The 18,537-nt window shown below is 65.6% G+C and carries 20 protein-coding genes; 15 read left to right on the top strand and 5 right to left on the bottom strand.

Translation table 11 applies throughout. The features are described 5' to 3' along the window. Positions 1–178 precede the first annotated feature (178 nt). The 8 genes from moaB (at position 179) to AB5Y47_RS03645 (ending at position 5,431) form a co-directional block, all read left to right on the top strand. Positions 179–685, top strand: coding sequence for a molybdenum cofactor biosynthesis protein B (moaB, locus tag AB5Y47_RS03680; RefSeq protein WP_368219853.1), 507 nt, complete (start codon positions 179–181; stop codon positions 683–685). Positions 686–735: 50 nt separating this feature from the next. Next, a complete protein-coding gene (gene moaC / locus AB5Y47_RS03675) occupies positions 736–1,230 on the top strand; it encodes a cyclic pyranopterin monophosphate synthase MoaC (RefSeq protein ID WP_143237340.1) in 495 nt (164 codons plus the stop codon). Then, on the top strand, positions 1,227–1,472 hold the full coding sequence (gene moaD / locus AB5Y47_RS03670; protein WP_010674162.1) for a molybdopterin synthase sulfur carrier subunit: 246 nt from the start codon (positions 1,227–1,229) through the stop codon (positions 1,470–1,472). Before moaC ends, moaD begins: the two co-directional genes overlap by 4 nt. Before the next feature lie 3 nt (positions 1,473–1,475). Continuing rightward, a complete protein-coding gene (gene moaE / locus AB5Y47_RS03665) occupies positions 1,476–1,955 on the top strand; it encodes a molybdopterin synthase catalytic subunit MoaE (RefSeq protein ID WP_043154230.1) in 480 nt (159 codons plus the stop codon). 54 nt (positions 1,956–2,009) lie between these two features. Then, positions 2,010–2,738: a molybdate ABC transporter substrate-binding protein gene (modA, locus tag AB5Y47_RS03660; protein WP_124244894.1), complete on the top strand. Its 729-nt coding sequence runs from the start codon at positions 2,010–2,012 to the stop codon at positions 2,736–2,738. 116 nt (positions 2,739–2,854) lie between these two features. After that, entirely contained in the window at positions 2,855–3,535 is a 681-nt protein-coding gene (gene modB, locus AB5Y47_RS03655; protein ID WP_139739616.1) for a molybdate ABC transporter permease subunit, read from the top strand. Further along, the gene (gene modC, locus AB5Y47_RS03650; RefSeq protein ID WP_368219851.1) at positions 3,532–4,587 is read left to right on the top strand and encodes a molybdenum ABC transporter ATP-binding protein; all 1,056 of its coding nucleotides are present in this window, start codon (positions 3,532–3,534) and stop codon (positions 4,585–4,587) included. Before modB ends, modC begins: the two co-directional genes overlap by 4 nt. Before the next feature lie 67 nt (positions 4,588–4,654). After that, positions 4,655–5,431, top strand: coding sequence for an alpha/beta fold hydrolase (locus tag AB5Y47_RS03645; RefSeq protein WP_368219857.1), 777 nt, complete (start codon positions 4,655–4,657; stop codon positions 5,429–5,431). 67 nt (positions 5,432–5,498) lie between these two features. On the opposite strand, the gene moeB is transcribed toward AB5Y47_RS03645, so the two are convergent. After that, positions 5,499–6,254, bottom strand: coding sequence for a molybdopterin-synthase adenylyltransferase MoeB (gene moeB / locus AB5Y47_RS03640; protein WP_182976467.1), 756 nt, complete (start codon positions 6,252–6,254; stop codon positions 5,499–5,501). Then, positions 6,251–7,477 (bottom strand): molybdopterin molybdotransferase MoeA, encoded by a 1,227-nt coding sequence (moeA, locus tag AB5Y47_RS03635; RefSeq protein WP_368219856.1) that lies wholly within the window; start codon positions 7,475–7,477, stop codon positions 6,251–6,253. The genes moeB and moeA overlap by 4 nt, the downstream gene beginning before the upstream one ends. 370 nt (positions 7,478–7,847) lie before the next feature. Between moeA and folE the strand changes: the two genes are divergently transcribed. Together folE and AB5Y47_RS03625 are read left to right on the top strand one after the other, a co-directional pair. After that, positions 7,848–8,504, top strand: coding sequence for a GTP cyclohydrolase I FolE (gene folE / locus AB5Y47_RS03630; RefSeq protein WP_010674171.1), 657 nt, complete (start codon positions 7,848–7,850; stop codon positions 8,502–8,504). Positions 8,505–8,754: 250 nt separating this feature from the next. Next, positions 8,755–10,404 (top strand): methyl-accepting chemotaxis protein, encoded by a 1,650-nt coding sequence (locus AB5Y47_RS03625; RefSeq protein ID WP_368219849.1) that lies wholly within the window; start codon positions 8,755–8,757, stop codon positions 10,402–10,404. A 158-nt stretch (positions 10,405–10,562) separates the two neighbouring features. On the opposite strand, the gene AB5Y47_RS03620 is transcribed toward AB5Y47_RS03625, so the two are convergent. Next, positions 10,563–12,296, bottom strand: a complete 1,734-nt coding sequence (locus tag AB5Y47_RS03620; protein ID WP_368219847.1) for a formate--tetrahydrofolate ligase — start codon at positions 12,294–12,296, stop codon at positions 10,563–10,565. A gap of 66 nt (positions 12,297–12,362) precedes the next feature. On the opposite strand from AB5Y47_RS03620, the gene AB5Y47_RS03615 reads away from it, so the two are divergent. Next, on the top strand, positions 12,363–12,764 hold the full coding sequence (locus tag AB5Y47_RS03615) for a hypothetical protein (RefSeq protein WP_010674174.1): 402 nt from the start codon (positions 12,363–12,365) through the stop codon (positions 12,762–12,764). Positions 12,765–12,772: 8 nt separating this feature from the next. Here AB5Y47_RS03615 and AB5Y47_RS03610 read toward each other — a convergent pair whose 3' ends face one another. Further along, a complete protein-coding gene (locus tag AB5Y47_RS03610; RefSeq protein ID WP_039038856.1) occupies positions 12,773–13,675 on the bottom strand; it encodes a LysR family transcriptional regulator in 903 nt (300 codons plus the stop codon). Between the two features lie 109 nt (positions 13,676–13,784). Here AB5Y47_RS03610 and AB5Y47_RS03605 point away from each other — a divergent pair, with 109 nt between their 5' ends. From AB5Y47_RS03605 to AB5Y47_RS03590, 4 genes are all read left to right on the top strand, one after another. Further along, positions 13,785–14,345: a YceI family protein gene (locus AB5Y47_RS03605; RefSeq protein ID WP_010674176.1), complete on the top strand. Its 561-nt coding sequence runs from the start codon at positions 13,785–13,787 to the stop codon at positions 14,343–14,345. Then, positions 14,345–15,079 (top strand): hypothetical protein, encoded by a 735-nt coding sequence (locus AB5Y47_RS03600; RefSeq protein ID WP_043154244.1) that lies wholly within the window; start codon positions 14,345–14,347, stop codon positions 15,077–15,079. The genes AB5Y47_RS03605 and AB5Y47_RS03600 overlap by 1 nt, the downstream gene beginning before the upstream one ends. A 185-nt stretch (positions 15,080–15,264) precedes the next feature. Next, the gene (locus AB5Y47_RS03595) at positions 15,265–16,386 is read left to right on the top strand and encodes an adenosylhomocysteinase (RefSeq protein WP_042882543.1); all 1,122 of its coding nucleotides are present in this window, start codon (positions 15,265–15,267) and stop codon (positions 16,384–16,386) included. After that, positions 16,383–16,694 carry a SelT/SelW/SelH family protein gene (locus tag AB5Y47_RS03590; protein ID WP_010674179.1) on the top strand — a complete coding sequence of 104 codons (312 nt, stop codon included), beginning with the start codon at positions 16,383–16,385 and terminating at the stop codon, positions 16,692–16,694. Before AB5Y47_RS03595 ends, AB5Y47_RS03590 begins: the two co-directional genes overlap by 4 nt. Before the next feature lie 63 nt (positions 16,695–16,757). Here the strand turns inward: AB5Y47_RS03590 and AB5Y47_RS03585 are convergent, their stop codons facing one another. Continuing rightward, positions 16,758–18,482 carry a lysophospholipid acyltransferase family protein gene (locus AB5Y47_RS03585; RefSeq protein ID WP_043154245.1) on the bottom strand — a complete coding sequence of 575 codons (1,725 nt, stop codon included), beginning with the start codon at positions 18,480–18,482 and terminating at the stop codon, positions 16,758–16,760. Positions 18,483–18,537 lie beyond the last annotated feature (55 nt).

The following is an 18,537-nucleotide window of genomic DNA, read 5'->3' as shown; positions in this document are numbered from 1 at the left end:
ATCCTCGGGATCCGGCGGCCTTCGAGATTAATGGGCAATGACGCCCCCCAGCCAGACATCTTTTGATAGAATCCCTTCCCGGCAACGCGGCGCCCACCGGCTCCTTTCATGGCTGGCACCACGGTGCGGCGCGTTCACCTCATCCTCTCGTGGTCAATGATTGACAGGAATGGCCCCAATGGCACCCAAACACAGCGAATTCATCCCTCTCAAGATCGCCGTCCTGACGGTTTCCGACAGTCGCACCGCTGCCGATGACAGCTCGGGGGACTATCTGGTCGAGGCCCTGACCCAGAGCTGCCACGTGCTGGCCGACCGGGCGCTCTGCCCCGACAACCTGTTTCGCATCCGCGCCCAGGTGAGCGACTGGATTGCCGACGAGGGAGTCCAGGTGGTGCTCATCAACGGCGGCACCGGCTTCAACGAGCAGAACCGGGTGCCCGAGGCGGTCGGCGTGCTGTTCGAGCGCACGGTGCAGGGTTTTGGCGAGATGTTCCGCCAGCTCTCGTTTGCCGAGATAAAAGGCTCCGCCATGCAGAGCCGTGCCCTGGCAGGGCTCGCCAATCGCACCCTGATCTGCTGCCTGCCCGGCTCCACCGGCGCCTGCCGTCTGGGCTGGGAACAGCTTATACGGGATCAGCTCGATGCCCGTACCCGGCCGTGCAACTTCGTGACCCATCTGTGATCCCGGGAGTAAACCCGGATCATCCATCTTATTTTTCGATAGGGGCATAGATGAACCTGACCCATCTCAACCAGAGCGGCGAGGCCCACATGGTGGATGTCACCGACAAGCAGGTGACCGAACGCGAGGCCCGCGCCGAGGCTTTCGTGACCATGGCCCCCGAGACCCTGGCGTTGATCCTGAGCGGTCAGCACCACAAGGGGGACGTCTTCGCCACCGCCCGCATCGCCGGCATCATGGCGGCCAAGAAGACCGCCGACCTCATTCCCCTGTGCCATCCCTTGGCCCTGACCCGGGTGGAGGTAGAGATAGAACCCCAGGCGGCGCACAATCGGGTCCATATCCGCACCCTGTGCAAGCTCTCGGGCAAGACCGGGGTGGAAATGGAGGCGCTCGCCGCCGCCTCGGTGGCGGCCCTGACCATCTACGACATGTGCAAGGCGGTGCAAAAGGACATGGTGATCGAGCAGGTGCGTCTGGTGGAGAAAAAGGGCGGCAAGTCCGGTCATTTCCAGCTGGGTGCGACCAAAGGAGAGCAGGCATGATCAAGGTTCTGTTTTTTGCGCAGGTGCGTGAGCTGGTCGGCTGCGACGAGCTCAGCCTGCCTTGCGACTACGCCAGTGCCGATGCCCTTCGCGCCGCCTTGAGCGAGCGAGGTGACAAGTGGGCGCTGGCGCTCGAATCCGGCAAGCTCCTGGTGGCGGTCAACCAGACCCTGGTGCCGCTGGATACCCCCCTCCATGACGGGGATGAGGTCGCCTTCTTCCCGCCGGTGACCGGAGGTTGAGCCATGAGCGACGTAGCCATCACAGATCGCATTCTGGTGCAGCGGGCTGACTTCTCGCTGGCCGACGAATATGCCCGCCTCGCTGCCCGGCAGGACACAGGCGCGATTGTCAGCTTTGTCGGCAAGGTGCGCGACTTCAATCAGGGGGAGCATGTGAAGGGGCTGGCCCTCGAGCACTACCCCGGCATGACCGAGAAGGCGCTGGCGGGCATCGTGGCCGAGGCCCGCGGGCGCTGGCCGCTGCAGGAGTGTACCCTCATTCACCGCATCGGCGAGCTGCTGCTCGGGGATCAGATTGTGCTGGTGGTGGTGAGCAGCGCCCACCGCGAGGCGGCTTTCGAGGCCTGCCACTTCATCATGGATTTCTTGAAGACCCGGGCGCCGTTCTGGAAAAAAGAGCTGACCGCCGACGGGGTGCAACGCTGGGTCGAGGCCAGGGCGAGCGATGACGCCGCCCTGGCCCGCTGGCAACAAGGGGAGTGAGCCTCGGGCTCGTGTCAATCGATCCGGCCGTGCCGGAACATAAGGAGCAACGGAATGAAGAGATGGGTATCCGTGTTGTTGCTGGGTGTCGGTGCAAGCGGCATTTACAGCGGGACTGTGCTGGCTGACGAGGTCAAGGTGGCGGTGGCGGCCAACTTCAAGGGCACCATAGAGCGCATCGGCAAGGAGTTCACCGCCAAGACCGGCCACAGCGTCGTCATCAGTTCGGCGGCCACCGGCGTGCTCTATACCCAGATCACCCACGGTGCGCCCTTCGATCTCTTCCTCTCGGCCGACGTGGCGACCCCTCAAAAGCTGGAGTCGGAAGGCAAGGGGAGCGAACGCTTCACCTATGCCATCGGTCAGCTCGGCCTCTGGCAGAAGGGGGGGCCTGCTCCCGACGAGGCCACCTTGCGCCACTGGCAGGGGGAGCTGGCCATCGCCAACCCCAAGACAGCGCCCTATGGCGCCGCCGCCATGGCGACCCTGGCTCATCTCATGATCGATCCCAAGCAGTATCGGGTGCTGACCGGCACCAACATCAGCCAGACCTGGCAGTTCGTCGACACCGGCAATGCGAAGCTGGGCTTCGTCGCCTGGGCCAATCTGGTGGAGGCGGGCAAGACCGGCGAAGCTTGGGCGGTGCCGGCCAGCTTCTATCCCCCCATCGAGCAGCAGGCCCTGGTGCTGAAGAAAGGGGCGGCGGTGGATGCCCTGGTCGCCTGGCTCAAGGGGCCGGGACAGGCGCAGATCAAGGCGGCGGGTTACGCCCTGCCGCAGTAAGCGCCCGGCGTCTGCAGGCCAGCTCCGTGCTGGCCAGATCCGGTGCCTGACGTGTCCCAAGGCGGCGCCCGTCATGACGGCGCCCTGTTTTTTATCGACACCCGAGAGGGGACCCTATGAGTGAAGGGGATCTGCTGGCGGTCTGGCTGACCCTGAAACTGGCGGCCAGCACCACTGCCATCCTGCTGCTGCTGTCGCCGCCGCTCGCCTGGTGGCTGTCTCGCAGCCAGCACCGGCTGCGCCCCCTGGTGGAGGCCATGGTGGCCCTGCCGCTGGTGCTGCCGCCCACCGTGCTCGGTTTCTATCTGCTGCTGGTCTTCTCCCCGGAGTACGGCCTCGGTGGCTGGTGGCGGGAGACTTTCGGGGCCCCGCTCGCCTTCAGCTTTCTCGGCCTGCTCATCGCCTCCGTCATCTATTCGCTCCCCTTCGTGGTACAACCCCTCACCTCCGCCTTCGTCAACATGGGCAACAAGGAGCTGGAGGCTGCTGCCACCCTGGGGATGGGCCCGTTTGAGCGCTTCTTTCGCATCATCCTGCCGATGACGCTGCCGAGCTTCGTGATGGCGGCAGCGCTGGGCTTTGCCCACACCCTGGGGGAGTTCGGGGTGGTGCTGATGATTGGCGGCAACATTCCCGGGGAGACCCAGGTGCTCTCCATCGCCCTGTTTGATCACGTGGAGGCGATGGATTACCAGAATGCCCATATTCTGGCAGGCGGCCTGATGGGCTTCTCCCTGGTGATGCTGGTGCTGGTCTACGGCGTGCTGCAACGCCGGCAACGGAGGCTGTTCGGATGAACCTCTACCTCAAGGCCAGACGTGATTTAGGCCCCTTCACCTTGGCGTGCGATCTGGCGTTGCCCCCCAGCCGCATCCTCGGCCTGTTCGGTCCTTCGGGCTGTGGCAAGAGCACCCTGCTGCGCATCATCGCCGGGCTCGACAGGGCCCCGGGCGATGCCCTGCGCTGGCAGGGGCGCGAGCTTGCAGCCCTGCTCCCCGAGGCGCGGCGCATCGGGCTGGTGTTTCAGGATGCTCGTCTCTTCCCCCACTTGAGCGTGCTCGGCAACCTGCAACTGGCGGCTCGCAAGGGGAGGGGGCGCTGGCAGCCAGAGGATCTGGCTGCGCGCCTCGGCTTTGCCGAGCTGCTGGGGCAACCGGCCCACGGCCTCTCCGGGGGTCAGCGTCAGCGGGTGGCACTGGCCAGGGCCTTGCTGGCCGAGCCTGATCTGCTGCTGCTGGATGAACCCTTCTCGGCGCTGGACAGGCGCAGCCGCATCCATCAGGCCCACGTGCTCAAGGGCTTGCAGCAGGAGAGCGGCATCCCCATGATCTTCGTCAGCCACGCCATGGAGGAGGTGAGCCTGCTCTGCGATGGACTGGTGCTGCTGGCAGAGGGACGGGTGGAGGCTAAGGGCACCCCCGAGGAGATCTTCGCCCGCACCGACCTGTCGCTGGCCAGTCGCGACGACGTCGGGGTCATGCTCTCGGCGACCCTGGCCCACTACGACGAGCACGAGCAGATGGCGACCCTGCGACTCGGGGAGCAGACCCTGATGGTGACCATGGAGCATGCCCCCGATGAAGCGGGCCCCTTGCAGATCAAGGTGGCGGCACGGGATCTGGTGATCGCCACCGAGCCCATCATGCACTCCAGCCTCTCCAACTGCCTCGAGACCCGGCTGCTGGAGGTGCGGGAGGTGCGACCCGGGCAGACCCTGTTGCAGTTGGCTCTCGGGCAGCAGATACTGCTGGCCCGGATCACGAGCCGCTCCGCGCAGCGGCTCGCCCTGACGCCGGCCATGCGCCTCTACGCCTACATCAAGGCGGTGAGCCTGGTGGGAGAGGGGTAGACAGGGGACCGGAGTACGGATTGGCTGGTCATGAGTGGCCGGCATGGCGTCGAGAAAGGGGGGACGGGTGCGTCGCAATCAGGTAATGAAATCCCATGGCTTGGCCCTGCGCAGTGCGGGGGAGGGGCCCTTGCTGCTCTTGCTGCACGGGCTGGGCTCTTCCAGCCTCGACTGGCAGGCGCAGATCGAGCGTTTTTCCGAGCGCCACCGGGTGGTGGCCATCGACTTGCGCGGCCACGGCCAGAGCATGCAGGAGGGGCCCTTTGACGTGCCCACCCTGGCGGCGGATGTGGCCCGCTGGCTCGACGAGCAGCCCGAGCCTGCCTGGGTAGTGGGGTTGTCGCTCGGTGCCATGGTGGCGCTGGAGCTGGCGCTGCAACTGCCCCACAAGGTGCAGGGGCTGGTGCTGGTCAACGGCTTCAGCGAATTTCTGCTGGAGACGCCAAAGGAGCAGGAGCGCTATGCCATGCGCCTCAAGTGGCTGCGCTGGTTCGGCATGCGGCCGCTGGCGTGGTGGCTCGGTCGCGAGCTCTTTCCCGGCCCCGATCTCGCCCAGGTGCGCCACACCTTCCGGGGGCGCTTCGTGCGCAACAAAAAGAAGACCTACAAGGCGCTGCTGGAGGCGCTGCCCGGCTGGTCGGTGCGGGCTCGTCTCGGCACCCTCTGGCAGCCGGTGGCCATCATCTCCACCAGTCACGACTATCTGCCCCTGGCGCGGCGGGTGGAGCAGTTCGCCTCCCTGCCCAATGCCACCATCCACACCCCGGATGGTCACCACGCCTGGCCGGCGGAAGATCCTGCCGGGTTCAATCATCTGTTGCAGCGGATCCTCTCAACCCATTGAGGGGAGCAGACAGCAGAGGTAGATAAAAAAGCCGAACCCCGGGGTTCGGCTTTTTTGTGGGCGCTGCTCAGGGTCTTGAGCAGACCGGGCAGTCGGGGCGCTTGGGAAGCTTCAGCTCGCGAAAGCTGCCACCCAGACCGTCGATCATCAGCAGGCGGCCGCTGTAGCTTTTGCCCATGCCCGCCAGCAGCTTGATGGCCTCGAGCGCCTGCAGGCTGCCCACCAGCCCCACCACGGGGGCCAGCACCCCCGCCTCGACACAGGTGAGGGCCTGATCGCCAAAGAGGGCGCTGAGACAGGCGTAGCAGGGTTCATCCTCCTGCCAGGTGAAGCTGCAAAGCTGCCCTTCGAGCCGGATGGCGGCGCCGCTGACCAGGGGCACCTTGTGCTGGCGGGCACGCTGGTTGAGGAGGTTGCGGATGGCGACGTTGTCGGTGCAGTCGAGCACCAGCTGATGGCGTGGCAGCAGGGCATCGAGCAGCGCCTCGTCAGCGAGGGCGGCGTGGGTCTCCACCTCGAGCCAGGGGGTGAGGGCGCGCAGGGACGTCGCCGCGGACTCCACCTTGAGCTGGCCGATGCGCTCGTCGCTGTGCAGCACCTGGCGCTGCAAATTGGAGAGCTCCACCCGATCGAAATCCACCAGGGTGAGGTGGCCGACCCCGGCCACCGCCAGATACTGGCTGGCGGCGCAGCCGAGGCCCCCGGCGCCGATGACCAGCACGCGGGATTGCTTGAGCGCCTCCTGCCCCTCGAAGTCGAAGGATTTGAGCACGATCTGGCGGTTGTAGCGAAGGAGCTCGGCGTCGCTCAGGATCTCGCTCACAGCAGCAGCCCCGAGAAGGGCTCGACGGTGACCGTCTCACCGGCGGCTACCTTGCCGCGCTCCTGTTCGAGCACGATGTAGCAGTTGGCCCGGGAGAGGGAGCTGAACACCCCGGAGTCCTGGGAGCCGGTGCTGCGAACCTCGAGGCCATTCGGGCCCACGCTCAGGATGCCGCGCTGGAAGTCCAGGCGCCCCGGGCTCTTCTTGAGCGGCTCTGTCGCCAGGGCCTGGAGGGGGTGCGGGCGTGCAAACTGCTGACCGGCCAGCCTGGCCAGAGCCGGTTGCACCAGCTGATCGAAGGTGACCATGGCGGAGACCGGGTTGCCCGGCAGACCGAAGAACCAGGCGTTTGGCAACCGGCCAAAGGCGAAGGGTTTGCCCGGCTTGATGGCGAGCTTCCAGAAGCCAATTTCCCCGAGCTCTTCGAGCAGTTGCTTGGTGAAGTCCGCTTCCCCCACCGAGACTCCCCCGGTGGTGATAAGGGCATCGGCCTCGCGGTCGGCCTGCAAGAAGGCGGCGCGCAGGGCCGCCGGATCATCGGGAATGATGCCAAGGTCCAGGCACTCACAGCCCATGCGGCTCAGCATCGCCTTGACCCCGTAGCGGTTGGAGTCGTAGATGTCCCCGTGCTGGAGCGGGGTGCCCAGAGGCTTGAGCTCGTCCCCTGTGCTGAAGATGGCGACCTTGAGGGGACGGCGCACCGTGACGTTCGCGATGCCAAGGGAGGCGAGCAGCGGCAGCTCCCTGGGGCTCAGGCGCAGGCCGCTTTCGAGCACCCGGGCGCCCTGCGCCAGATCCTCGCCGCGGCGACGGATGTTCTGGCCAGGCGTGGGCGCGGTCAGGAAAGTGATCCCGTTGTCGCCGGCTTGCGTTTCTTCCTGCATCACCACAGCGTCTGCACCCGGGGGCACAGGGGCCCCGGTCATGATGCGGATGCAGTGGCCGGCGGGCCACTCCCCCTCATAGGGCTGGCCCGCAAAGGCCTTGCCCGCCACGGGGAGCGGCATCCCGGCGGCGAGATCCGCCAGGCGCACGGCATAGCCGTCCATGGCGGCGTTGTCGAAGGGGGGGACGAAGAGGGGGGAGCTTATCTCCTCGGCCAGGATCCGATCCAGCGCCTGGGGCAGGGGCAACCGCTCCGTCTCGCAGCAGCAGGTGAGTTGTTCCAGCATCCCTTGCAGGGCCTTGTCCAAGGGGAGGAGTGCACCGGTATCGAATCCCATCATCATGACCTCTCTGGTGTGTAGGGGGCGGATTATCCCAAAAATCCGCTCCGATGGGCAGGCCGAAGGTGCGGTAATGGGGGGCAGATGCCCCGGAGTGATCGGATTATGGGGCGCTATCCCGTTGAATTACCTCCTGATGGGTAACCAGGGCGAGGCTTGCGCGGGATGGCAGGTGGGGAAGAGGCGGCACGGCCGTGCGCCTTGCCCCCGAATGGGCAGGCCGGTGCGGACAAAACGGGGTGGTTTGGCATAAAGTCGGGCACCGGGCTTGAGTTAGACAGAATTATGACAATAATCGCCCTGTAAGATTGCGCCGCGGCACCATGCCGCAGGCCAGCACAGTCCCTGAGCGTGGGAGATAAACACGATGACGAGCTTAAGCCAGGAAGCCCTGTTGGTCAGGGCGGCGCTCGAGGCCGAGGGCCTTGAGACACCTCTGGTGGCCAATGAATTGAGCGGCCAGCAGAAAAAGGAAAAAATCGAAGGTCATATGCGCGCCATCATGGAGACGCTGGGACTGGATCTGGCCGACGACAGTCTGGCCGAGACCCCGCACCGCATTGCCAAGATGTACGTGAACGAGATCTTCTCCGGCCTCGACTATGCCACCTTCCCCAAGGTGACGGTGATCGAGAACAAGATGAAGGTGGACGAGATGATCATGGTGCGGGACATCAGCCTCACCAGCACCTGCGAGCACCACTTCGTCACCATAGACGGCTTTGCCCACGTGGCCTACATTCCCCGCGGCAAGGTGATTGGCCTGTCGAAGATCAACCGCATCGTGCAGTTCTTCGCCCGCCGTCCCCAGGTACAGGAGCGGCTGACCCAGCAGATCCTGCTGGCGTTGCAGACCCTGCTTGGCACCAGGGACGTGGCCATCAGCATCAAGGCGACCCACTTCTGCGTGAAGGCCCGTGGCGTGATGGACTCCACCTCCTACACTACCACCACCTCCCTGGGCGGCGTCTTCAAGACCCAGCCCGACACCCGCGCCGAATTCCTCGGTGGTCTGAAAGGGTAGTGCTCCCGGGGCCTGTCGCCGACAGGCCCCGTCTCCTTTCCCTCACTTTTTTTGAAAAATACCTAAAGTTGTGACCGTGCCGGTCGCTATGGCTCTGTGTGTTGTCGGACGGTCTGGTTGACGCCGACACCCCCGGGCCCGCCCTTGTGCGCGCCGACAGGGACGAGATGTGCTGCCAAGGAGGGTAGTGAAGGCGCAGGCCAGGCCTGCGCCCAGCAATGCCACTTGTTTTCCCCATGCAGGACATGCCATGAACACCATGACGATAGGCAAAAAACTTACCGCCGGCTTTGCCGTACTCGGCCTGATGATGGCCTTTATCGGCGGCTTCTCGCTGTTTGAATTCAGCAAGATGAACCGCGCCGCCATCGGCTTTACCGACAGTATCCTGCCCGCCGTCGTGCGCACCAGCACCCTCGGCGAGACCATCAATGCCCTGCGCCGCTACGAACTGGATGTCTTCCTGGTGGCGGACGATGCCCAGCAGAAGGCCCGCTATCGCAACGAGAGCGAGAAGAGCCTGCAAGAGGCTGCGCGCCAGATAGTGGCCCACGATGGCACCATCTGGGCGGAGGATCGGGAGGAGCGCCGCGCCTTTGACATCGTCAAGGCGGACTGGGAGCGATATGTCGCCCTGCACCAGCGCATCCGGCAGATGCAGGACTCGGGACAGATGGCCGAAGCCCGGCACCTCTTCATGGGGGAGGGGGTCACCCTCTACACCACCCTGAGCAAGTCGGTGGGGGATCTCATCCGCATCAACCACGGCTACTCCGTGGGTTCCCGCGCCGAGGTGATCGCCGCCTTTGACAGCGCCAAGCTGAGTGTGACCCTGGCCCTGGTGATCGGCCTGGCCCTGGTTGTCGCCCTCTCCGTGGTGCTGACCCGCCAGATCCGTGACCCGCTCATCATGCTGGCCCGTCAGGCCCAGCGCATTGCGAGCGGCGATCTCGGTCGGGGCGAGCTGCAGGAGTGGGTCCGCGGCAACCGCTTCAACCGCGACGAGCTGGGCCAGCTGGGGTCGGCCATCGACCGGATGCAGGGGGCTCTGGCGGAGCTGGTGAGTGAAATCTCCGGTTCGGTGAGTCAGCTCAGCAGCGCGGTAGAGGAGGTGAGCGCCATCTCCGAGCAGTCCGCCAAAGGCATGGCAAGCCAGCAGGGAGAGGTCTCTCAGGTCGCCACCGCCATGAACGAGATGCAGTCCACCGTCAATGAGGTGGCTCGCAACACCACGGACGCCATGGGGGCGGCCAAGCAGGCTTCCCGCACCTCCACCCAGGGCAACCAGGTGGTGCGCAGCGCCATCGGCAGCATAGAGCAGGTTTCCCGCCAGATAGAGCAGGCCGGGGGCGTGGTGCAGCAACTGGAGACCGACAGCGCCAGCATCAGCATGGTGCTGGACGTGATTCGCGGCATCGCCGAGCAGACCAACCTGCTGGCCCTCAACGCGGCCATCGAAGCGGCCCGGGCCGGCGAGCAGGGGCGTGGCTTTGCGGTGGTGGCAGACGAGGTGCGCAGTCTGGCCCAGCGTACCCAGGCATCCACCGCCGAGATCAGCAAGATGATCGAGGTGCTTCAGGAGCGCACCGCCGAGGCGGGCAGCGCCATGCAGCTGAGCCGTCAGCAGATGCAGGAGAGCGTGGAGCTGGCGCGGGAGGCGGGGAGCAGCATCGACAGCATCAACGGTGCCGTCACCCAGATCACCGACATGAACACCCTGATCGCCACCGCCACCGAGCAGCAGAACGCGGTCACCGAGGAGCTCAATCGCAGCATCGTCAAGATCCACACCGCCGCCGACGAGAATGCCCAGGGGGCGCAGCAGACCGCCCAGGCCTGTGTCGAGCTGAGCAAGCTGGCCAATACCCTGCACCATATGACCCAGCGTTTCACCCTCTGAGTCTTGCTGCCACCCGGCACAGCGCAGAAGGCCCCGCCAATCGGCGGGGCCTTGTCGTTTCTGGCTGGACCTGGGCGCCGTCAGCTCAGGCCGACAATGTCGCCGTCATCGTTGATGTCGATATGGTGTTCAGGGACGGCAGACTGCCAGCCTGTACGTCAGCTCAGGCCGACAATGTCGCCGTCATCGTCGATGTCGATATGGCGATAGGCCGGCAGACTGCCCAGGCCCGGCATGGTCATGATGGGGCCCGCCAGGGCATAGACGAAGCCTGCCCCCGCGCAGAGTTTCACCTCCTCGATGGGCACCTCGAAGTCCGTCGGCACGCCCTTCCTGGCCGGGTCATGGCTGATGGAGAGCGGCGTCTTGGCCATGCAGACGGGCAGGTGATCCTGGCCCTCTGCCGAGAGTCTGGCCAGTTGCTGGCGCGCCTTGTCCGAGAGGGTGATGCCCCGGCCGCCATAGCCGCACTCCACCAGGGTGGCGAGCTTGGCGGCAAGGCTCATCTCATCGGGGTAGAGCAGCCTGACCTCACTGGGCTGCTTGCAGGCCGCCACCACGGCGTGAGCCAGATCCGCCGCACCCGCGCCACCGTCAGTGAAGGCCCGGGAGAGGGCGACGCCACAGGCACCGGCCTGGCGCGCCGCCGCCTCCAGCAGGGCCAGCTCGGCATCGCTGTCGGTGGGGAAGCGGTTGATGGCGACCACCACGGGCACCCCGTAACGGCGGGCGTTGTGAATATGCCAGGCGAGGTTGGCGCACCCCGCTGTCAGGGTGGGCAGATCTTCCCCTTGCAGGCTGGCCGGCAGCGGCTGGCCCGGCCGGATGTCGAGCAGGCCGCTGTTGGCCTTGAGGCCGCGCACCGTGGCCACCAGCACCACGCAGGCGGGGGCGAGGCCGGACTGGCGATACTTGATGTTGAAGAACTTCTCCAGCCCCATGTCGGAGCCAAAACCCGCCTCGGTCACCACATAGTCGGCAAGACCCAGCGCCATGCGATCGGCGATGACGGAGGAGTTGCCGTGGGCGATGTTGGCAAAGGGGCCGGCGTGGACCAGCACAGGGGTCTGCTCCGTGGTCTGCATCAGGGTGGGCTTGAGGGCGTCTTTGAGCAGCACCGTCATGGCCCCCGCCACTTCCAGCTGCTCGGCGGTGATGGGCTTGCCGCGCAGGTCGAGGGCGAGCTGGATGCGGCCGATACGCGCGCGCAAGTCCTTGAGATCCCTGGCCAGCGCCAGAATGGCCATCAGCTCGGAGGCGGCGGTGATGACGAAGCGATCGGGGCGCTCGACACCATCGGCAGCACCGCCCTGGCCGAGGGTGAGGTGGCGAAGCGCCCGGTCGTTCATGTCCAGGGTGCGGGGCCAGAGGATGTTGGCCGGGTCGATATCGAGCCGCGCCAGACCGGTTCTGGCGCTGAACTGGTCACCGAGTTTGCGTTCATGGAACAGGCGGGCATCGAGGGCGGCAGAGGCCAGGTTGTGGGCGGCGGTGAGGGCGTGAAAATCCCCGGTGAGGTGCAGGTTCATCTCCTCCATCGGCACCACCTGGGCCATGCCGCCCCCGGCGGCGCCCCCCTTGACCCCGAAGACGGGGCCGAGGCTCGGTTGGCGAATGGTGGCGATGCTGGGCTGGCCGATGTGGTTGAGCCCCATGGAGAGGCCGATCGTGGTGACCGTCTTGCCCTCCCCAAGGGGGGTGGGCGTGATGGCGCTCACCAGCACCAGCTTGCCGGGCTCGCGGGCGGGGGCGTGATGGAGCAGCGCGAGGTCGAGTTTGCCCTTGTAATGGCCGTGGGGGTGGAGATGGGCGGCCGCTATGCCGAGCTGTGCTGCCACCTCGGCGATGGGCAGGCGGGGGGACTGGCGGGAGATCTCGATATCGCTTAGCATCAGCACCTCGTTGGCATGTCAGGTCAAATATGCGGCGAAGTCTAGAGGAATCAACAGGGTAATCCAATGAGCAATACTATTTTATCCGGCAGTCGTGAACCCCATCAAAGCCCCATCCTGCTGGATCTCAACGCCCTCTATCATCCGCCCAAACGGCCCCTCACCGCCCTTGGCATCGTCAGCGCCTTCATCCCGCTCTTTGGTTACGGCTGGCAGGCGATGACTCAGGATCCCGAGACCCACTTTCGCCACGAGCTCGGCAAGCGCATCAACAAGCACAAGAGCGACGAGGCAAACCTCGCCCTGATGATGCAGTTGGCGGCCATGCTGGATTGCCACTGCCTGCACGTCACCCTGCCCTATGCGCTGGGGGAGGCCGAGCTCGCCGCCTTGCGCCAGCGTCTGCCACGCTGGCAGATGAGCCAGCAGGATCACCTGCTGGTGGCCGAGCTGATGCCCACCCCCTGAGCCCGGGCTCAGGTCTCCCTGTCCCAGTAGTGGGGCGCCAGATAGCGCTCCTGCACGAATTCGATGAAGCAGCGCACCTTGGCCGACACGAAACGGCGGTGCGGATAGAGGGCATAGAGCCCCACCTGCCCCTTCTCCCACTCCAGCAACAAGGGGACCAGCGCCCCCGAGCGCAGCGCATCCCCCACGATGAAGGTGGGCTGCAAGATGATGCCCTGGTGGTCGCAGGCGGCCCGGGTCAGGGCCACCCCGTTGTTGGCGCGAAGTGGCCCCTGGGGACGGATGCTGTGCTCCTCCCCATCCCGTTTGAAGACCCAGTCCGGCTGGGTCAGGGTGTAGATGAGGCAGTCGTGCTGCTTGAGATCCTCCGGGGTCTTCGGCCTGCCCCGGCGGGCCAGGTAGTCGGGGCTGGCGCACACCACCATCTTCATCATGGCGAGCGGCTTGGCCACCAGGGAGGAGTCCGGCAGGTTGCCGATGCGCAGGGCCAGATCGAACCCCTCCTCCACCAGGGCCACCCGCCGGTCGCTGTACTCAATCTCGAGCTTCAAGTCCGGGTAGCGCTCGCGAAACAGGGGCAGGGCGGGGGAGAGGTGCAGGTAGCCGAAATCCATGGGCACCGAGAGCTTGAGGGTGCCCTGGGGCTGCTGGTTGTTGTGGGTGAGCTGGCTGTGGGTCTCTTCCAGCTCCGCCAGCAGGGCCAGGGAGCGCTGGTAGTAGAACTGGCCCGCCTCGGTGGGATTGACTTGGCGGGTGGTGCGCGACAGCAGCCGGGTGGAGAGGGACTCCTCGAGCTGCTGCATCAGCTTGGAGGTCATGGCGACCGAGATCCCGAGCTGATGGGCGGCCTTGGTGAAGCTCTGGCACTCCACCACCTTGATGAAGGTGCGCATGGCGGCTATCTGATCCATATTCCACTCTCGGTTGATAATTATTTTAATAAATCGATGATTATCTATTCTCGATAGGAGGTTAGCATTTTAGACACCGTTGTGAACCCCCAATGAAGGAACGATCGGAATGAAAATGACCAAGGCCCTGCTGGCCTCTTGCCTGTTTATGGCGGCTCCCCTGATGGCTGCCGATTACGATGTCGATGCAGCGCACACCACAGTCCAGTTCAAGGTGGGCCACCTCGGCTTCTCCGAACTGGTCGGCCGGTTCAACACCTTCAGTGGCACCTTCAGCATGGACGACGCCAACCCGGCGGCGGCCAAGGCGAGCTTCGAAATCGATGCCGCCAGCGTGGATTCCAACCACGAGGCCCGCGACAAGCACCTGCGCAGCCCCGACTTCCTGGACGTGAAGCAGTACCCCAAGATGACCTTCGTCAGCACCGGCTATGAAGGCACCAAGGACAAAGGCGTACTCAAGGGCACCCTGACCCTGCACGGCGTGTCCAAGGACGTGGCCTTCGACCTGGTCCACATCGGGGAAGGCAAGGATCCCTGGGGCGGCTACCGCAGCGGCTTCAACGCCACCACCACCATCAAGCGCAGCGAGTTCGGCGTGAACTACATGGTGCCGAACATCCCTGACGAGATGACCATCAACCTGTTCGTTGAAGGCGTGCGCAAGTAATGGGCGCAGCACTCCTGCTTCAAACCCTGGCGGCTCCTTTAGGGGCCGCTTTGCTGTCGTGGCGCTGGCCGCGGCTGGGCTATCTGTGGGGCGCCCTGGGGATCTGGCTGGTGGGTTGCCTGCTGGGCGGTGCCTATGGCCTGCCGGTCAAGGCGTGGCAGTGGCTGCCGCTGACCCTGCTGGTGCCCGCCCTGACCCAGGGTACCAGCAAGGGGGTCGCCCTCGCGCTGTTCGGGGTGCTGGGCGCCTTGGTGTGGTGGCAGGGGCTGGCCTCCGCGCTGGCGAGCGAGCCCGGGATCTGGCTGGCCCTGCTGCCCGCCATCCTCTGGTCTGGCTGGACGAGCTGGCGTGGTGACAGCGAGGAGGGGCTCGGCTTCGCCCTGGCCTTCATCTGGCTGGCGCTGGTCATCGGCATCGATGGCAGCCTGCTCATCGCCCAGCTGACGGGTGCCCTGGCCGCGTTTGCCGGATTCCGTGCCCTGCTCGGCGCCTTTGCAGGGGTCAAGGTGACCCCGGCCGCCCTGGGGCTTTCACTCGCCTTCGTGCAGATGCTCGCCTGGCAGTACGTGGAAGTGCCCCTGCTGGTGCTGCTGCCGGTCTGGCTGTTGCCGCTGCTGGAACGTGCCCTGCACGGGCGCCCGGGACTCTCTCGCTGGGGGGTCTTGATCCTGGTGGCGGCCGTCGGTGCCGGAGTGAGTCTGTGGTGGGTATGGCCAGAGGCGTCGCTTTACTGATTTCTGCATGAAAAACAGGCTATTACCTTAGAAATTGATGGGCTTGTCAAAGTCTGGACAGATAAAGATTGAGACCCATGGTGCTTTCGGATAAAAAGGATTTTCAATTATCTGGATACACACAGAACCCGGCTATGCCGGGTTCTGTTTGCCTGCTTTCCCGCGGCACGCTAAGGAGGCCACAGTTGCGCAGTCAGGGATCTGAGCATCTGTTTTTTCGCCATTTCACCGAACAGGGATGTCTTGGGGATCTCTGCATCCTGCTGGTGACCCACCTGCTTCCCGACAGACCCGACTTCATCCAGGTGCTCGATCGGGTGGGCCGGGTCGGTGCCATCCTGCCCAAACCCAAGTCCGTGCACGGGCCGACGCTGGCCTGGGCCCAGCAGCACTACCCCGTGCTGCCCCTCAATCGCCACTGGACCTCGGATCCCGGTGAGGTGATCGCCCAGATTGCCCCCCTGGTGATGTCCCACGAGCGGCTCATCATCCTCGACATCGGCGGCTACTTCGCCAAGAGCCAGGCGGTACTGGCCGAGCACTTTGGCGCCCGTTTCATCGGGGTGGTGGAGATGACCGAGAACGGCCATCAGCGCTACGAACAGGAGTCCCTGGCGGCCCCCGTCATCTCGGTGGCCCGCAGCCCCCTCAAGCAGGCGGAAGATATCCAGATCGGCCTGAGCGTGGTCTACTCCGCGGAGTCCCTCGCGCGTACCCTGAGGCGTACCTTCAATGTCTGCCAGGCCGCCCTGTTCGGCTATGGCAAGGTGGGGCGCAGCATCGCCCGGGAACTGCGCTGTCGCAACCTGCATCTGGAGCTGGTGGAGACGGATGCCCTGCGCCAGGTGGAGGCGCTCTCCCACGGCTTCAAGCTGGTGAACAAGGCCGAAGCCCTGGGCCGCGCCGAGCTGGTGATCTGCTCCACCGGCAACGGCTCCCTCGACATCACCGATCTGCAGGCCCTGCGCCCCGGCGCCATGCTGGCCTCGGTCACCTCCGCCGACGACGAATTCGCCTTCAGCCTCGCCCAGCTGCCCTGGCCGAGCGAGGAGGTGTGTCCCCATGTGCTGGCCCTGACCCGGCCGGACGGCAGCACCATCTTTTTGCTCAACCGGGGGGAGGCGGTCAACTTCGTCCACGGTGCCGTCATCGGCGAATATGTCTACCTGGTGCTGGCGGAGATCATCGAAGGGGTGCACCAACTGGCCCATCAGGCATCCACCCCGGGCCTTCACGAACTGCCCCAGGCCACCATGCAGCGCATCGCTCGCCACTGGTTGACCGATTTTCACGGAGTCACCCCATGACAGACACCCATTTGCCCCTCGCGAAACCGCGCATCGAAATCCGTTACTGCACCCTCTGCCGCTGGATGCTGCGGGCCGCCTGGCTCGCCCAGGAGCTGCTCTCCACCTTCGACGGCGAACTGGGAGAGGTGGCCCTGGTGCCCGCCAGCAAGGGGGAGTTTCGCATCCTGGTGGACGGGGTGCTGGTGTGGGACAGGGTGGCCGACGAGGGCTTCCCCGAGGCCAAGGAGATCAAGCAGCGGGTGCGGGATGTCATCGCCCCGGAGCGGGATCTCGGCCATGCGGATCGCAAACCCGCAGCCGAGTAGGCGGCATCACCCATGATGTGAAAGAGGGAGGCGCAGGCCTCCCTCTTTCGTTGCGGCCCCCGGTCAACGGTCGCCAGAGGTGGCCAGCCCTTCCCCGGCGGGGAGGCCGATATAGCGGGCCCGCTTGTGGGGCTTGATGCGGCTCACGTCCACCCACACCAGGCCGTCGATGCAGTGGTTGAAGTCCGGGTCGATGCCAAAGTCCATGAACTGCACGCCCCCCGGCTCGCACAGCTCGGCGTACTGCTTGTAGAGGGTGGGAATGGCACAGCCCAGGTTGTCGAGCCCGGCCTTGAGCACCTTGAGGTCGTCCCCGTAATCGCGCCCCTCGAACAGCGTCGGCGTGGCGGGATAGGGGCGGCGGGAAGGGGCGAGGGCAAGGGTGGGGGCGAAGTGCTGGCGATAGAAGCTCACCAGCAGATCCTTGGCCGCCGGCGGCAGGCTGCCGGAGAGGGTGACGGGCCCGAACAGGTAGCGGTATTGGGGATAGCGGGCCAGATAGGCCCCGATGCCGAACCAGAGGTAATCGAGCCCCCGCTTGCCCCAGTAGGCGGGCTGGATGAAGCTGCGGCCAAGCTCGATGGCCTGTTCCAGCCGGGGCATCAGCTTCTCTTCGAAGCCGAACAGGGTGTGGCTGTAGAGGCCATCCAGCCCCTTGCTGGCCAGCCGTTCGGCCACCGGGGCGAAACGGTAGGCGCCGATGATGTCGAGGCGGGCGGGATCCCAGAGGATGAGGTGGTGATAATCATCGTCGAAGGCATCGAGATCCCGCCGCTTGCCCGAGCCTTCCCCCACCGCCCGAAAGGCAATCTCCCGCAGGCGCCCCAGCTCACGCAGGATCACCGAGTGGCTCTGCTCGTGGCGGCGATAGAGCAGGATGCGCTGGCCGTCCGGGGTCTGGCCTAGCAGCTCGCACCCGTCGATGGCCTGTTTCAGCAGGCGGCGATCCTCCGGCAGGGCGATGGGGGCCTCGGTCTGCAACCGTCCCGCCTTGCCCCGAGCGATTCGGTAGAGGTGGCCGCGCACCAGCCGGGCTGCCGTCTTGGCCGGCAACTCCTGAAAACTGGCGAGGGGAATGCGCGCCCCTATGGTCACCGGCAGCGTCCGCCCCTGCTGGCGAAACAGCTGGCGCACCAGCAGCAGGGCGGAGGCGGGCTTGTTGAGCCAGGAGGCGAGATAGAACCAGAGGCTGTTGCGCCCTCCCAGGTGAATGGGCACCAGGGGCGTTCGGCTGCGCTGGGCCAGCTTGATGAAGCCGGCCTGCCAGGGGCCATCCTTCACCCCCTTGGGGCCGAGGCGGGAGACCTCGCCTGCGGGGAAGATAACCAGGGCCCCGTCGGCGGCGAGGTGTTCATTCATGGCGAGGATGGCCTGCCTGTCGGTCTTGCCCCCCAGGTTGTCCACCGGCAGCAGCAAAGGGCGCAGCGGCGCGAGCTGGGCCAGCACCTGATTGGCCACTATCTTGACGTCGGGGCGGATGCGCCCGATGAGGCGCAGCAGGGCCAGCCCGTCCAGGGAGCCGATGGGGTGATTGGCGACGATGATGACCCGGCCGCTGGCGGGAATGTGCTCGAGCTCGGCCTCGCTCACCCGGTAGTCGAAGTGGAGCTCGGTGAGGGCCTGCTCGACGAAGTCCAGACCGCGCAGGTGGGGATGGCGCGCGGCAAAGCGGGTGAAGGCCTCCTCGTGCAGCAACCAGCTCAGCCCCTGCCTCATCAGGGGACGGAGGAGGGGCTGGCTGGCGAGGCGGGGCAGGTGCTGCCCCAGCAGGGTATCGACGTCGAACATGGGCAAGGCTCCGCTGAACTTTGCCCCAGCTTGACGCCCCTGCGTGCCTTTCGTG

Source organism: Aeromonas sp. R7-2, from assembly GCF_040908105.1.
GTDB classification, from domain to species: domain Bacteria; phylum Pseudomonadota; class Gammaproteobacteria; order Enterobacterales; family Aeromonadaceae; genus Aeromonas; species Aeromonas caviae.
This window is presented reverse-complemented; position numbering and strand designations above follow the sequence as displayed.